Consider the following 12,949-nt stretch of genomic DNA (forward strand, 5'->3'; position numbering starts at 1 on the left):
AGCCCGCTTCCGTACATGTTGCGCGACTCCTATGTCGGTGCATGGTTCGCAGGTTTCACATGCTCCGCACAGCCAGAGGAGAACCACCCGTGTTCCGACGTCCTGTCCGTCCCGTCACCGCGGCCGCCGCCGCGCTCGCAGCCGTCGGCGGCCTCACCGCCACCGCGACCGCCGCCACACCCGCCGCCACATCCACTTCCGCGCACTCGCCCGCGCACGTCGCGCGCCATGTTTTGTTGTTGTCGATCGACGGTCTGCACCAGTCCGACCTGGCCTGGTACGTCGCGCGTCACCCGAAGTCCGCGCTCGCGCGGCTCGCCACCGGTGGGGTCGAGTACACCCACGCGAGGACCACCGACCCCTCCGACTCGTTCCCCGGCCTGGTGGGCCAGCTCACCGGCGGGAACCCGGGCACCACGGGCCTCTACTACGACGACGGATACAGCTCGGCACTCCTCCCGGCCGGAACCACCCACTGCGCGGGCGCCAAGCCCGGCGCCGAGGTCGACTTCACCGAGGACCTGGACCGCAACAAGGACTCCATCGACGCAGGCCAGGGCCTCGCCGGCCTGCCCGGCAGCATCCTCAGGATGACCGGCGCCGCCCGCGGCCTCATCGACCCGTCGAAGCTGCCGGTCGACCCCAAGACCTGCAAGCCCGTGTACCCGCACTCGTATCTGAAGGTGAACACGGTCTTCAACGTGGTCAGAAAGGCCGGACTGCGGACCGCCTGGTCCGACAAGCACGTCGCGTACGAGATCCTCAACGGCCCCTCCGGCGACGGCGTCCAGGACCTTTTCGCCCCCGAGATCAACAGCCAGGCGATCGGCTACCCGGCAGGCACGGACTGGACGAAGGACAACGCGGCGACGGAGCAGTACGACGGTTACAAGGTGAAGGCCGTCCTCAACGAGATCGACGGCTACGACCACGGCCGCACCCACAGGACCGGCACCCCGGCGGTCTTCGGCATGAACTTCCAGTCCGTCTCGACCGCCCAGAAGCTGCCCGCCTCCGAGGGGCTGACGGGCGGCTACGTGGCGAAGGGTGTCCCCGGTCCGCTGCTGGCCAAGAACCTGGCCTTCGTGGACCAGGAGGTCGGAGCGTTCCTCACCGAACTGCGCAAGCAGCACCTGGACGGCAACACGACCGTCATCCTCTCCTCCAAGCACGGCCAGTCACCGACCGACCCCAAGGCCCTGACCCGTATCGACGACGGCCCCCTGCTCGACGGCCTCAACGCCGCGTGGAAGAAGGCCCACCCGGGCGCCGGTGACCTGGTCGCCCACTCCGTGGACGACGACGCCATGCTCCTGTGGCTCAACGACCGCTCGCAGGCCGCCACCGCCTTCGCCAAGGCGTACCTGCTCGCCCAGTCCGGCACCGGCAACGACATCGCCGGCAAGGCCAAGCCCTTCACCGCGAGCGGCCTGAAGACCCTGTACGCCGGTGCGGCGGCCGCCAAGTACTTCCACGTCAAGGCGGGCGACTCGCGCGTGCCGGACCTGTTCGGCATCGCCCGCTACGGCGTCGTCTACACCGGCGGCAAGAGCAAGATCGCCGAGCACGGCGGCGCCCACGCCGACGACCTCGACGTCCCGCTCGTCGTCTCGGGCGCCGCCACCCCGCGCGGCGTGCGCGTCAGCGGCCCGGTGGAGACCACGCAGATCGCCCCGACGATCCTGCGACTGCTCGGCCTCAACCCCCGGTCCCTGGACGCCGTACGCGTCGAGCACACCGCGACCCTGCCGGTGCGCTGACCCCACCCCGGCGCTCCACCGACGGGACCGTCGCCACGACGACGGTCCCGTCACCGGGTTGCGGGCCCATGGGACTGTCAGTGGTGGCTGCGAGACTGTTGGACATGATCGAATCGAATGCGAAGGCGGATCTTCTCCGCTCTCTGCAAGCCGCCCGCGACGCCCTGCTGTGGAAGCTCGACGGGCTGTCGGAGTACGACGTCCGCCGTCCGCTGACGCCGACCGGAACGAATCTGTTGGGACTGGTCAAACACGTCACCGGAGTGGAGCTGGGGTACTTCGGCGACACCTTCGAGCGGCCGTTCTTCGAAGAGCCGCCGCTCTGGTTCACGGCCGACGCCGAGCCCAACGCGGACATGTGGGCCGACACCGATGAGTCGCGCGAACAGATCGTCGGACTCTACCGCCAGGCGTGGAAGCACTCGGACACCACGATCGAGACCTTCGCGCTTGACGCGATCGGTCGTGTGGCGTGGTGGCCCGAGGACCGAAGAGAGGTGACGCTGCACCAGGTCCTGGTGCGCGTGATCGCCGACACCCACCGGCACGCGGGCCACGCCGACATTCTCCGGGAGTCCATCGACGGGGCTGCCGGGATGTGGGAAGGCAACGACGCCATGCCCTCGGGCGACCGCTCGTGGTGGGACAGCCATCGAAGCCGACTGGAGCGCGTGGCGCGGGAAGCCGGCCGCGACTGACGCCGCCCCACCGAGCCGGAACGCCCCGATCCCGGACGTCAGTTCCACAGGGGAAGGTCGACCCATTGCCCGAATCCGTCCGGCTTCCCATTGGTGTAGACGAGGCTCAGCTGGGTGTAGTGCGACAGATCAGGGCGCTTCTTCCAAGGCTGCGGGGCGTTGAGCCGCACGATCACCCGGTACGAGTGGAACTTGCCCGCGGCGCAGTACGGCTTGCAGTCGTTCACCACGTTGAAGCCCTCGGCCACCGCGGAGTCAGGGTGCCACTGCGACCAGCGGAGCGAGGTGAGGCGGCTGTTGCCGTCACCGCACGCGAGAATGAAATCGGTGGGGCGCACCTGCGGGTGCCAGAAGCAGTCGACCATCACGGGCTGTCCCGCCTGGCGCTGCACGCTGGGCGTGGACGGCGTGGACGGCGTGGACGGCGTGGACGGCGCGGACGGCGGTGACGGAGCTGGGGCGGAGGAAGCTGTTCCCGCGATTGCTACGAGCGACACAGCGGCACAGAACGTCACCGCTGTCCTCACTGTGCGTCTTGACATGTTCGCTCCCAGTCGCAATCTCTTTCGACCAGCAGGCCCGGTGCCTGATCCGCCCCTTCTTGCGGCGGTCGGCTCCTGTATCGACGCTACGACGCTGTCGGAGGATGCACCACTCGCACGGAGTAACGCGTGCTCCCTCCCAGCGACGAACCCTGAAGGAGAGACAGCATGAGTACGACCAATCCACGGCGGCGGGCCGCCATGTTCGTCGGAGACGACGATCCCCGGCTCGATGCTCCCTCGACCGGCGAAGAGCGAGCCATGCTCATCGGATTTCTCAGGGCCCAGCGGACGACGCTGGAGCTGAAGTGCGCGGGTCTGGAAGGGGAGTTGGCCCGACGCTCCGTCGAGCCCTCCACGCTCTCGCTGCTCGGACTCGTACGCCATCTCGCCGACGTGGAGCGCCGATGGTTCCGTCAGGTTCTCGCCGGTCAGGACGCGCCACCACGCTTCTCGTCGGCGATGGAACCAGACGGTGACTTCGACGGCGCGGCTTCCGATCCCGACCTTGTGACCGAAGCGTGGCAGGCATGGCGCGACGAGGTCGCGTTCGCCGACGCCTTCACCAAGGACGCGCCCCACCTCGACGTCGCGGGCAAGGACGCGTGGCGTGGGACGGTGTCGTTGCGCTGGGTGCTCGTCCACCTGATCGAGGAATACGCCCGTCACAACGGACACGCCGATCTCCTCCGTGAACGCATCGATGGGGCGATCGGCGTCTGAGGAGGTGATGTCGGAGCTTGATCCGCCACACCAAGTCGGCCGTTGCGCTGAGCGTGTCGTCAGCCCAGCGGTTCTGTGGCAGCGTGTCAGCCGTGGGGGAGATGGTGGAGCGAGTGGACGAGCAGGACCGGACAGTGGGGGTGGTGGATCGAGGCGAGGCCATCCGCCGAAGGTGGCTGCACCGGGTCGCCACCACGGTCTGCCGCGACCCTGACGGTCGGATCCTCGTCCACCGGCGCCCCGATCACGTTTCCCGCTTCCCCGGCCAGTACAACTGGCTGGTCGGTGGTGCCGTGGGCGTGGGCGAGACCTACCCGGCGGCGGCCTCTCGCGAACTCGCCGAAGAACTCGGGGTCCACACCCCGACGCGGTTCCTCTTCAAGTACCTGTGCCGGGGTGTCATCAGTCCGTACTGGCTCGGCCTGGCGGTCCTGGACCGGCCGGTTGTACCGGATGCCTCGGAAGTCGCCTGGCACGCCTGGCTCACCCCGGTCGAACTGCGCGCTGCGATGTACGACACGACGTTCGTCCCCGACGCCCGCGACGCGTTTGTCCGGTACCAGGGGGAGCACGCGGGTCCACGCGGCCCCTTGCCACGAGGCTCGACGCTCCCACCGCGTCCGCAACGCTCAGTCTGACCGCTCCCCACCGAGCGGAACGGGTCCCGCCAGGCTCCTCCCTCCACCACCAGTGGGTAGAGGGGGCTGTGTGTGCGGCGTCCCGCCAACTCGAAGCTCAACACGCCCTGCAGACGCCCCCACAGGGCCCTGGATCCGCGGACAAAAAGGAGTTGGCTCTCGATCGCCGGGCCGGGACAGCGACAGGCGGAATGCCCGAGGGTGTCCTCCGCGACGACCCGCTGCCGATGCATCCATGGGGGGCGTTCCGGCCTGACGCGAGAGCGTTCCTCCACACGCTGGCACGACGGCCCGCCGTCCGCCGGCCGTGGCTGCGCAGGATCTACGACCGCGTGAGCGATCACCCCTACGCTCGCCCGTTCCAGCCAGGAGCCTCGCACGCAGCGGGTTCAGGCCTGATGGGGCCGGTCGGCCAGTCGAGCCAGGAGACCGCGGGCGGCATCGACGCACCGACCGACCCGCTCATGTGGGCCGACGCCCGCCATCGCCTCCGCGCGGAGCGGTATCTCAAGGCCGATGACAAGGTCGCGCGGCAGTACCTCGAGCACGTCCAGCAAGGGCAGTTCGCCCGTCTCGGGCACCATCCGCTCGAACATCGCCTCTTCCATGTAGTGGGGGATGGCGGGCACCAACGGGGCGTCGCTCAGCTGGATGTAGCCGATGACACCAGGATCGAGCCGCGCGAGGTCGTCCGGCCCGGAACCGGAGCGCACGATGTGCATCGTGTCGACCAGGAGGCGGAAGTCAGGCCGTCCGACCTGACGAACGACGTCGAGTGCGCTGGGCAGATCCGGGACCGTCAGGCCCGGACTGGCTTCCACCGTCGTCTCCATCCCGAGTGACGCGGCGTTCTCGGCGAGGATGCCGAACTGGTCGATGCTGCGGTCGAGGTCCGGATCGAGAGAGACCGTGTTGATCCGCCGGACACCGAGCTCCGCCATGATCTCGAGATCGCCGACTCTGTCCTGGATGTCGGCTCCCTCGCGGACCACCATGCCTTCCCCGAGCGAGATCGACACGTCGCGATCACGCATCGCGGCGATCATCTCGCGCCGCAGCGTTGGATCGTCCCGAAGGGAGAACGGCGGATAGATCGACGGGTTGTACGGATTCGATGTCAGGGCGGTCGAGATGTACCGGCAACCCAGGTCCGCGGCCAGGGCCACGAACGCGACCGGAGGCATTCCGAAGACGCTGAGAAGCTCGATCCCCAGCCTTTCCATCCATCTCGCCCGCTTTCGGTGGTCCGACGCCGCCTGGACAAGGCCGGGGCGGTGCTCGGTGACGAGGCGACGTCACCGCACACGTTCGATAATGGCATTCTCGTACAGTAGAGTAACATTCTCGCATCTGTGGGACCAGATGCGGAACGACCGATGTGGGCAGCTATCCGGGGGTGCCGTGACCTTGCAGCGGGTCGAAGTCGGGCTGGTCAGCGCCGACGAAGCCTTGGTGGAGTTCTTCGCCGCCGTGTTCGAACTGGAACGGCTCCCGGCGGTCAGGTCGGGCTCTGGAGTCGTACACCGGCTCGAGGCACCCGGCACGCGGATCAAGGTGATGGTTCCTTCGCGGCGGCCCGCCTCCGCCGAACCGGCCGAGCCTTTCTTTCACTTGACCGGCGTGCGCTATCTGACCATGTACGTCGATGATCTCGACGGGATCATCGAACGCGGTGTGGCCCGCGGCGGACGTGTGCGGCACGGTCCCATGGATGTGGGTCCCGGAGTGCGCGTCGCCGTCCTCCAGGATCCCGACGGCAACGCCATAGAAGTGGTCGACGGCGCTCCGTGAGCCGATCCGGTCGGCGCCGCGTCACTGGGATGACGCAAGTCCATCCTCCTGGCCCGGCGGTGTCCCACTGTTCCCGGGCAAGCCCGCCGTCCCGAAAAGCCCGCCGTCCCGACTCGTCGCATGACGGCAGCGATGCCACTACATTTGGTGTCATGACTGCCATCACCCTGCGGATTCCCGACGCCATGGACAAGGCGCTGCGCGACGCCGCGGCCGGCGCCCCCTCCCTGAACGACTACATCCTCCGAGCCGTACGTCGGCAGATGACGCTGGACGCCGCCCGTCGGCTCGCCCGGATCGAGCCCCTCGATCTGGGCGGCGAGGGCGACGCCCTGTGACGATCCAGAAGGGCGATGTCTGGGACGTCGACACCGGCAAGGGAAACCGCACGGTCCTCGTCGTCAGCCTCGACGGACTGGCCGACGCGTACGGCGCCGTGGTCGCCCTGGTGGTGCACGCCCCGGCCGTGCATCCCGATACGGCGATGAGCGTGCGCCTGACCACCCCGGTCGACGCCTCGGTCGTCGCCGTTAACCTGCTCCAGCTTTCCGCGGCGCGTTTCGAGACCGCCACCCTGCTCGGCAACATCGGGCCCGAGCAGCAGGCGCTCATCGACAACGCGCTCCGGGCGGTCCTCGACCTGTGAGGTGCGCGGTCCGGCCCGCATACCCCGCTGGACCTCATGGAGCGCCCTGCTCGGGTATACGATCAGATGGTGCGCGGTGAGCAGGGCGGATTGCCTGTGCGGCGTCTTCCTGAAGGGCTGCGCGCCTGGGAAATGGGAGCCATCGCCCCTGGCGCAGGCCCTGGCGTCCGTCGGGAACCCCGACCCTGATGAGCGCCGCGCAAGGAGTGCTCATGACCAGTCCACACGAGATCGATCCGCGCGCTCTCGCTGATCCGCGCAACGTCTATCCGACCGACGAAGAGTTCTACAGGAGCGGGCGCCCGGCCGACGCCGCACTGCCGGAGGACCGGCCCCGTGGAGGAGAACCCGCGACGCCGCTGAGGCGGCGGGGGACGTGGGCGACCGTTGCGCTCGTCGCCGGCATCATCCTGCTGATCCTCGTCGGGATCGCACTGTTCCCGTGAGTGATCGGGAGCAGCCGAAAGTCACCGTCACCAGGGAGACCCGGACGGGGCGGGAGCCGGACACTCGGACCGGCTCCCGCCCCGGACGGGGACCGCTCAGGTGCGGTAGGCGTAGTACGCCGCGTTCGGGTACGACGCGATGATGCTCGCCACCGACCTGTTGTAGGTGTTGGTGGAGTGGTACGTCACGTACGGCACGCCCTGCGGGCTGCGGTAGGTGACGATCATGCTGTGGTCCTTGGACCCGTCCTTGTTGAAGTCCATCTGCAGGACGTCACCCACGTCCAACTGGTAGACGTTGGCGAGGCTGGTGACCCGCTTGGAGGACAGGGCGAACCACGAGAACTCGTTGACGCCGACGAACGAGTCCGACTGGATGTCGGAGTTGCCGAACCACTTGTGGAAGTCGTCCGTGTAGCCGGGGACGTGCTTCCAGCCGCCCGCTTTCAGGGACTGGCTGACGAAGTTGGTGCAGTCGCCGCCGGCACCCTGCCCGTTGAAGTTCGGGTAGGCCGGGTTGTAGTTGTTCCAGTACTTGGCCGCGTACGCCGCCATGGCCTTGTAGTCGTAGCCGGAGGCCGAGAGGTTCTTCGGCTTGGCCGGCGCGGGCCACGTGGTGACGGAGCGGGTCGCCGAGGGCGGCGCGTCGTCGGCGGCCGTCTTCGGCGCGGCGACGAACGTGGTGGCGGCGACCTGGTTGACCGCGACGCCGTCATCGGTGTCACGGATGCCGGTCAGCTGCCAGTCGCCGTTGCGATCGGCCTTGAACGTCAGCTCGTGGTGAGCCTGGAAGCCGGTGGTCTTCGGCTCGTTGCCCTTGACCTTCTCGTAGGTCAGCGTCGTCGTCTCGGTGACGTTGACCGTGGCGTGACGGCCCTTCAGTCGCGTACGGTCCAGCGAGACGCTCGTGTTGGCCGAGCTGTACTTCTCGCCGAGCGACTCCAAACGGGACTTGCGGCCCCGCAGTTGCGACAGTGCGGACTTCTCCTCGCGCGACAGCGTGGAGGACACCCGCACGTCGCCGGAGAACCGCGACGACAGTGACGTGTTCCGACTGGTCTTGCCGCCGTCCACCAGGGCGTCCGTACGGTCGGTGAAGACCGCGTCCGCCAGCCGTTGGAAGGTGGCTTTGGTCGACGGATCCACGGCGGGGTCGGCGACACTCGACGCGCCCGCGGTCCAGTTGGGCAGCAGCGCGGCGCCGGCGACGACCGAGGCGGCCGCTGCCGTGACTATGGTCGCCCGTCGCCGCTTACGGCTCAGTTTCCTTGATCTCAATGATGTTCCCCTCTACGCCGGTACTCGATACCGGGAGCCGCATCCTCGCACGGCATGTGTGGCTCCTGTGAAGGGGGTTGCCGAAGTGGCCCAACCGCAACACACGACTCGTCGACGGGACCGTCGTCCCCCAGCCCGCCCCGACGCCGCGCCGCGCGTTTTCGTCCCGATACCGCTCACCCACACCTGGGCGAAGTTGCCCAAATCGCTGCCCCACGAAGGCAGTACCCCGCCGCCCCTTCGCCCCGGTGGCCCTTGGCTCCGCGTTCCGTACGCCGACCTGCGCAATGTGCCGTACGGCGAAGGGCTGTTACCGACGGCGGGGACGCGCGGGCGTGCGGCTCAGGAGGTGACGCGTGCGAGGAAGTCGCGGATGTACCCGGCGATTTCCTCCAGGTGGCTCTCCAGGGCGAAGTGTCCGGACTCGAGGAGATGGATCTCGGCGTCGGGCAGGTCGCGTCGGAAGGCGCGGGCTCCGTCCGGGCCGAAGATTTCGTCGTTGGCCCCCCAGACGGCCAGCAGCGGCACCTGGCTGTCGCGGAAGTACTGCTGCAACTGGGGGTAGAGGGCGACGTTGGTCGGATAGTTCCGGAACAGTGCGAGCTGGATGGCGTCGTTGCCGGGGCGGTCGAGCAGCGCCTGGTCGATGGTCCAGCTGTCCGGGCTGACGAGGCTCGGATCCGCGACCCCGTTCAAGTACTGCCATCGGGTCAGTTCGAGGGTCAGGGCCCCGCGGAGGGGGGCTTCGTTCTCGGGCGTCGGGTTCTCGGCGTAGGCGAACAGCCCGTCCCAGAATGCCTTGACGAATCCGTCGGTGTAGCCGTTGCCGTTCTGCGTGATGATCGCGGTGATGCGCTGCGGAGACCGTGTGGCGAGCCGCCAAGCGATGGGCGCTCCGTAGTCCTGGGCGTAGACGGCGAACCGGTCGACGCCGAGCTGTTCCAACAGGGCGGCGGTCACGTCGGTCAGAGTGTCGAAGGTGTAGTCGAACTCGTCGACCGTCGGCATGGCCGACTGTCCGAATCCGATCATGTCGGGCGCGATGACGCGGTAGGTGTCGGCGAGTGCCGGGATGAGGTTCCGGAACATGTGCGAGCTCGTCGGGAAGCCGTGCAGCAGCACGAGCGCCGGTGACCGCGGGTCTCCGGCCTCCCGGTAGAAGACATCCATGCCGTTGACGGTGGCGGTGCGGTGATGCACGACGCTGCTCATGTCAACCTCCAAGGTTGCTTTGAACGGTTAGCCGCAGTCCAGCATGGAGGGTCTAACCTGTCAAGTCATCTTTGATGGTTAGATTCGCAGAGCCGGAAGCCCCGCACTCCCAGAGCCCCGGCCAGGGGCTCACAGATCCAGCAGGACGTCAGTGGTGGGGATGCTGCAGCACGGCAGTACTTCACCCGAGGCGGGATCCTCCAGGGGCTGCGTCGTGTACTCGACCTGACCGGTGAGCAGAGGAGTGGCGCAGGTGTGGCACACCCCTGTGCGGCAGGACCAGCGCGTGGGGACCTCGCACGCCTCCGCCAGCTCCAGCAGCGTCGCGTACCGTTCCGACCAGCCGGTGGACAGGCCGCTGCGGGCGAAGGTCACGGAGGGCCCGGCGCCCCGGGGACCGGGCGGCTGGTGAGGAGGTCCGGAACCCGTGTGGGTGATGCCGGGGTTGATGGCCGCGAGTGCCCCGAAGACTTCGGTGTGGATGTTCGAACTGCTCAGCCCCGCCCGCTGGAGCGCGGATGTCACCGTCGACATGAAGCCCTCGGGGCCGCACAGATAGGCGTGCGCATCCGCAGGGATGCCGAGCTCCCGGATCCCGTCGCTGGTCATGCGTCCGTGCGTGATGCCCGGCCCCCCGGCGATCTCGAGATCCGGGGCGGTGTAGTAGATGAAGACGCGGGCGTGCGGCAGGCGGGCCAGGAGTTGCCGGGCCTCTTCCGCGAAGGGCTGCTGTCCCGGATCGCGCGCGGTGTGCACCCACCACACGGCGCGGGAGCTGTGTTCGAGGGCCAGTTGGTGCAGCATCGCCAGAACGGGCGTGACGCCGATGCCCGCCGAGAACAGTGCCACGGGCGTGTGGTCATCGGCCAGCACGAACGTCCCGCGAGGGGCTGCCGCTTCGATGACGTCGCCCGTGTGCAGATGGGTGTGGAGATAGGTGCTGACCTTGCCGCGGTCTTCGCGTTTGACGCTGATCCGGTACTCGGCGGCACCGGGGGCGGAGGACAGCGAATAGGAACGCACCAGGTCGGGCCGGCCCTCTTCGGGGATCCGTACGGTCAGGTATTGGCCGGGCGCGGCCGGGGGCAGCGTCTGCGAGTCGATGGGCCGCAGGAGGAACGAGGACACCGTGGGGGTCTCGGGTACGACCTGGGTCACGCGCAGCCGCTTGAAGCCCCTCCAGCCCGGCGCGGTGGGTGCGGGGGCGGGCGGCTGGTCGAGTCGATGGCTCATCTCCTGGAAGGACTGCTGCCATCCGGGGCTGAGCGCCTCGATGGTCAAGGCGGTACGCAGTCTGGCCGGGTCGGGGTCCGGAAGGTAGAGCAGGGCGTCGGTGTCGGCGACGCTGAGGGACCCCCGGCCCGTGCGGGTCCGGGTGATCGGGTCTCCGGCCCGGACCCGGCCCTCGGCGATGACGCGGAGGTAGAAGCCGGGGCGGTGGTGGGCGACGAGCAGGGAGGCCATGCGCGGTTCGTTCAGGCGCATGCCGACGCGGTAACAGGTCACGCGTGGCTGGGTGACCTCGAACTCGGCTTCGCCGATGCGGTACCGGTCGCCGATGCACACCTCGTCGTCCGCCAGCCCGTCGACGGTGAAGTTCTCCCCGAACTGGCCGAACTCCAGATCGTCGCGCTCGAGGACCTTGCGCCAGTACGCGTAGGACTGCGTCTGGTAGACGAGGACAGCCCGCTGCTCCCCGCCGTGGCCCTGCAGGTCGCCCTGGCCGTCACCGTCGATATTGAGGCGGCGCACCATCCGGGGGCCGTCGACGGGATGCTTCCACGCTCCCGTGTGTACCGTCCTGTCGCGCCAGCGCACGTCCTTCGGCCGTCCCACGTTGACTGAGAGCAGAGTCGCCATCTCGTCCTCCCGGTGCGGCGCCGCCGCACGGCGAAGTCGGTCGCCTCAGCATGCTGCTCAGTGATCCGGCCGATCGGAACCCGGCTTCGTGGGTCATGCGCACGTTTTCCTCCGGCGCGGGAGGCGAAGAAGCCTACAAAAAGGTACAAAAGTAGTGTGAGCAAGAATCCTGAAACCCCGCAAGACATGGACAAATGGGCTGACCGGATCCGGACGGTCTCCTCGACCTCCGATCCTCAGGCCGCCCGCAAGCTGGCCGGTGACATCTACCGTGCCGCACAGGAAGATCTCGACGCCGAACGTGCCCGGGCGGAGTACGAACGCGAGGAATGAGTCTGTCCGTCCCGTCGGCACATCACGCCCCACGGTGAGGGGGCGACCTTCGCCGTGGGGCGACGCTCGGGTCCCGCAGGAGGCGGCCTCGAGTGCGTCCCGGTCGTACCCGGCTGCGTCCCGGTCGTACCCCGCCGTCCGTGGCCGACTCCGATTCAGGGGGAGAGGACCTCGTCGGTCCCCAGGCTGCGGTCGACCCCGTGAGGCACCACCTGCTGGCCCGGTTCGAGGTGCAGACGCTCACCGTCGAGGTAGACCTCGACCCTGTCCGGCTCGAACGAGACCAGGTCGCCGACGCGCCCGACCTCGGGGTAGGCCTCGCGGTACGACCACGCCGCCTTCTTGGCCTCGCCGATGTCGTAGTAGTCGGCCAGTCCCTTGTAGGGGCAGAACGTCCGACCCTCCACCGGCGTCAGTTCCTTCTCCTGGATGTCCTCGCGCGGTACGTACCACCGCGGTGCGAACCCGGACTCGTAGAGCACCACCGGACGCGTGGTCCGTGCGATCACCGTGTCCCCAGAGCGCACCTCAAGGGTGCGGGAGGTGTCGCGGATGTCGATGCGGTGATAGGCGTCCGCCGCGTGCCCGAGGATCCGTTCGTCCTCCTCGTAGAAGGCGTCCATGGCCCTCCAGGCGAAGGCGACACGTCCCTCCAGCTCGGCGGCGTACGAGGGGAGCCCCGTGAACTGCCACGCCGCACGCTCGGTGCGACGGCCGCCGACGTCCACGGTGAACCAGGACGTCTCGCCGAGCTCGCGGTGCCGGGTGGTGCGCCCGCTCGCCTCGAGAACGCCGGAACGCAGTGACGAGAGCGGGAAGTAGGCGACGGGGTAGCGCCCCGGCTCGTGCAGCAGTACGACGTCCTCGCTGTCCGCGATCCATTCCCCGCCGAACCTCACCCTCAGCCGGCGGCGGAGCCGTTCCGTGAAGAGCAGCCGCTCCGGCAACGGCTCAGGGGTGAGGAACCTTCCGAGCGCTGTGGAGGAGAGCGGTCCTTGCTGCCATGACAGTCCCATGGCCGG

At 68.4% G+C, this 12,949-nt stretch carries 15 protein-coding genes; 9 read left to right on the top strand and 6 right to left on the bottom strand.

Annotation, left to right across the window (positions count from 1 at the left end; genetic code table 11):
- The first annotated feature begins 89 nt into the window (after positions 1-89).
- Both FNV62_RS48720 and FNV62_RS48725 read left to right on the top strand, forming a co-directional pair.
- Positions 90-1,760, top strand: coding sequence for an alkaline phosphatase family protein (locus FNV62_RS48720; protein ID WP_225900664.1), 1,671 nt, complete (start codon positions 90-92; stop codon positions 1,758-1,760).
- Positions 1,761-1,864: 104 nt separating this feature from the next.
- On the top strand, positions 1,865-2,458 hold the full coding sequence (locus FNV62_RS48725; protein ID WP_060896815.1) for a DinB family protein: 594 nt from the start codon (positions 1,865-1,867) through the stop codon (positions 2,456-2,458).
- 38 nt (positions 2,459-2,496) lie between these two features.
- Here FNV62_RS48725 and FNV62_RS48730 read toward each other — a convergent pair whose 3' ends face one another.
- Positions 2,497-2,955, bottom strand: a complete 459-nt coding sequence (locus FNV62_RS48730; RefSeq protein WP_382146897.1) for a hypothetical protein — start codon at positions 2,953-2,955, stop codon at positions 2,497-2,499.
- A 213-nt stretch (positions 2,956-3,168) separates the two neighbouring features.
- On the opposite strand from FNV62_RS48730, the gene FNV62_RS48735 reads away from it, so the two are divergent.
- Both FNV62_RS48735 and FNV62_RS48740 read left to right on the top strand, forming a co-directional pair.
- Positions 3,169-3,723, top strand: coding sequence for a DinB family protein (locus FNV62_RS48735; RefSeq protein ID WP_205522482.1), 555 nt, complete (start codon positions 3,169-3,171; stop codon positions 3,721-3,723).
- A gap of 92 nt (positions 3,724-3,815) precedes the next feature.
- Positions 3,816-4,361, top strand: coding sequence for an NUDIX hydrolase (locus FNV62_RS48740; RefSeq protein ID WP_143629806.1), 546 nt, complete (start codon positions 3,816-3,818; stop codon positions 4,359-4,361).
- Positions 4,362-4,750: 389 nt separating this feature from the next.
- Here the strand turns inward: FNV62_RS48740 and FNV62_RS48745 are convergent, their stop codons facing one another.
- A complete protein-coding gene (locus FNV62_RS48745; protein ID WP_205522483.1) occupies positions 4,751-5,527 on the bottom strand; it encodes a sugar phosphate isomerase/epimerase family protein in 777 nt (258 codons plus the stop codon).
- A gap of 148 nt (positions 5,528-5,675) precedes the next feature.
- Here FNV62_RS48745 and FNV62_RS48750 point away from each other — a divergent pair, with 148 nt between their 5' ends.
- The 4 genes from FNV62_RS48750 (at position 5,676) to FNV62_RS48765 (ending at position 7,244) form a co-directional block, all read left to right on the top strand.
- Positions 5,676-6,152, top strand: coding sequence for a VOC family protein (locus FNV62_RS48750; RefSeq protein WP_205522339.1), 477 nt, complete (start codon positions 5,676-5,678; stop codon positions 6,150-6,152).
- Positions 6,153-6,304: 152 nt separating this feature from the next.
- Positions 6,305-6,490: a hypothetical protein gene (locus tag FNV62_RS48755; protein ID WP_060896809.1), complete on the top strand. Its 186-nt coding sequence runs from the start codon at positions 6,305-6,307 to the stop codon at positions 6,488-6,490.
- Positions 6,487-6,798, top strand: a complete 312-nt coding sequence (locus FNV62_RS48760) for a hypothetical protein (protein ID WP_186003177.1) — start codon at positions 6,487-6,489, stop codon at positions 6,796-6,798. The genes FNV62_RS48755 and FNV62_RS48760 overlap by 4 nt, the downstream gene beginning before the upstream one ends.
- Before the next feature lie 212 nt (positions 6,799-7,010).
- Complete coding sequence (locus tag FNV62_RS48765) at positions 7,011-7,244, top strand: hypothetical protein (protein ID WP_060896808.1); 234 nt, start codon at positions 7,011-7,013, stop codon at positions 7,242-7,244.
- Positions 7,245-7,340: 96 nt separating this feature from the next.
- Here the strand turns inward: FNV62_RS48765 and FNV62_RS48770 are convergent, their stop codons facing one another.
- The 3 genes from FNV62_RS48770 to FNV62_RS48780 form a co-directional block, all read right to left on the bottom strand.
- Positions 7,341-8,522, bottom strand: coding sequence for an amidase domain-containing protein (locus tag FNV62_RS48770; protein ID WP_097288103.1), 1,182 nt, complete (start codon positions 8,520-8,522; stop codon positions 7,341-7,343).
- Positions 8,523-8,864: 342 nt separating this feature from the next.
- The gene (locus FNV62_RS48775; RefSeq protein ID WP_143629810.1) at positions 8,865-9,734 is read right to left on the bottom strand and encodes an alpha/beta fold hydrolase; all 870 of its coding nucleotides are present in this window, start codon (positions 9,732-9,734) and stop codon (positions 8,865-8,867) included.
- Positions 9,735-9,863: 129 nt separating this feature from the next.
- Positions 9,864-11,594 (bottom strand): MOSC and FAD-binding oxidoreductase domain-containing protein, encoded by a 1,731-nt coding sequence (locus tag FNV62_RS48780; RefSeq protein ID WP_143629811.1) that lies wholly within the window; start codon positions 11,592-11,594, stop codon positions 9,864-9,866.
- A 186-nt stretch (positions 11,595-11,780) separates the two neighbouring features.
- Between FNV62_RS48780 and FNV62_RS48785 the strand changes: the two genes are divergently transcribed.
- Positions 11,781-11,927, top strand: coding sequence for a hypothetical protein (locus FNV62_RS48785; protein WP_164657677.1), 147 nt, complete (start codon positions 11,781-11,783; stop codon positions 11,925-11,927).
- A 155-nt stretch (positions 11,928-12,082) separates the two neighbouring features.
- Here the strand turns inward: FNV62_RS48785 and FNV62_RS48790 are convergent, their stop codons facing one another.
- Positions 12,083-12,943, bottom strand: coding sequence for a DUF427 domain-containing protein (locus tag FNV62_RS48790; RefSeq protein WP_143629813.1), 861 nt, complete (start codon positions 12,941-12,943; stop codon positions 12,083-12,085).
- Positions 12,944-12,949: the final 6 nt, after the last annotated feature.

It is taken from the genome of Streptomyces sp. RLB3-17 (assembly GCF_007113425.2).
Classification (GTDB): Bacteria; Actinomycetota; Actinomycetes; order Streptomycetales; family Streptomycetaceae; genus Streptomyces; species Streptomyces mirabilis_D.

Coding starts and splice junctions, on each gene's coding strand:
- FNV62_RS48765 (WP_060896808.1), top strand. CDS start 7,011: ATGACCAGTCCACACGAGATCGATCCGCGCGCTCTCGCTGATCCGCGC.
- FNV62_RS48735 (WP_205522482.1), top strand. CDS start 3,169: ATGAGTACGACCAATCCACGGCGGCGGGCCGCCATGTTCGTCGGAGAC.
- FNV62_RS48775 (WP_143629810.1), bottom strand. CDS start 9,734: ATGAGCAGCGTCGTGCATCACCGCACCGCCACCGTCAACGGCATGGAT.
- FNV62_RS48725 (WP_060896815.1), top strand. CDS start 1,865: ATGATCGAATCGAATGCGAAGGCGGATCTTCTCCGCTCTCTGCAAGCC.
- FNV62_RS48750 (WP_205522339.1), top strand. CDS start 5,676: ATGGCATTCTCGTACAGTAGAGTAACATTCTCGCATCTGTGGGACCAG.
- FNV62_RS48785 (WP_164657677.1), top strand. CDS start 11,781: ATGGACAAATGGGCTGACCGGATCCGGACGGTCTCCTCGACCTCCGAT.
- FNV62_RS48780 (WP_143629811.1), bottom strand. CDS start 11,594: ATGGCGACTCTGCTCTCAGTCAACGTGGGACGGCCGAAGGACGTGCGC.
- FNV62_RS48755 (WP_060896809.1), top strand. CDS start 6,305: ATGACTGCCATCACCCTGCGGATTCCCGACGCCATGGACAAGGCGCTG.
- FNV62_RS48790 (WP_143629813.1), bottom strand. CDS start 12,943: ATGGGACTGTCATGGCAGCAAGGACCGCTCTCCTCCACAGCGCTCGGA.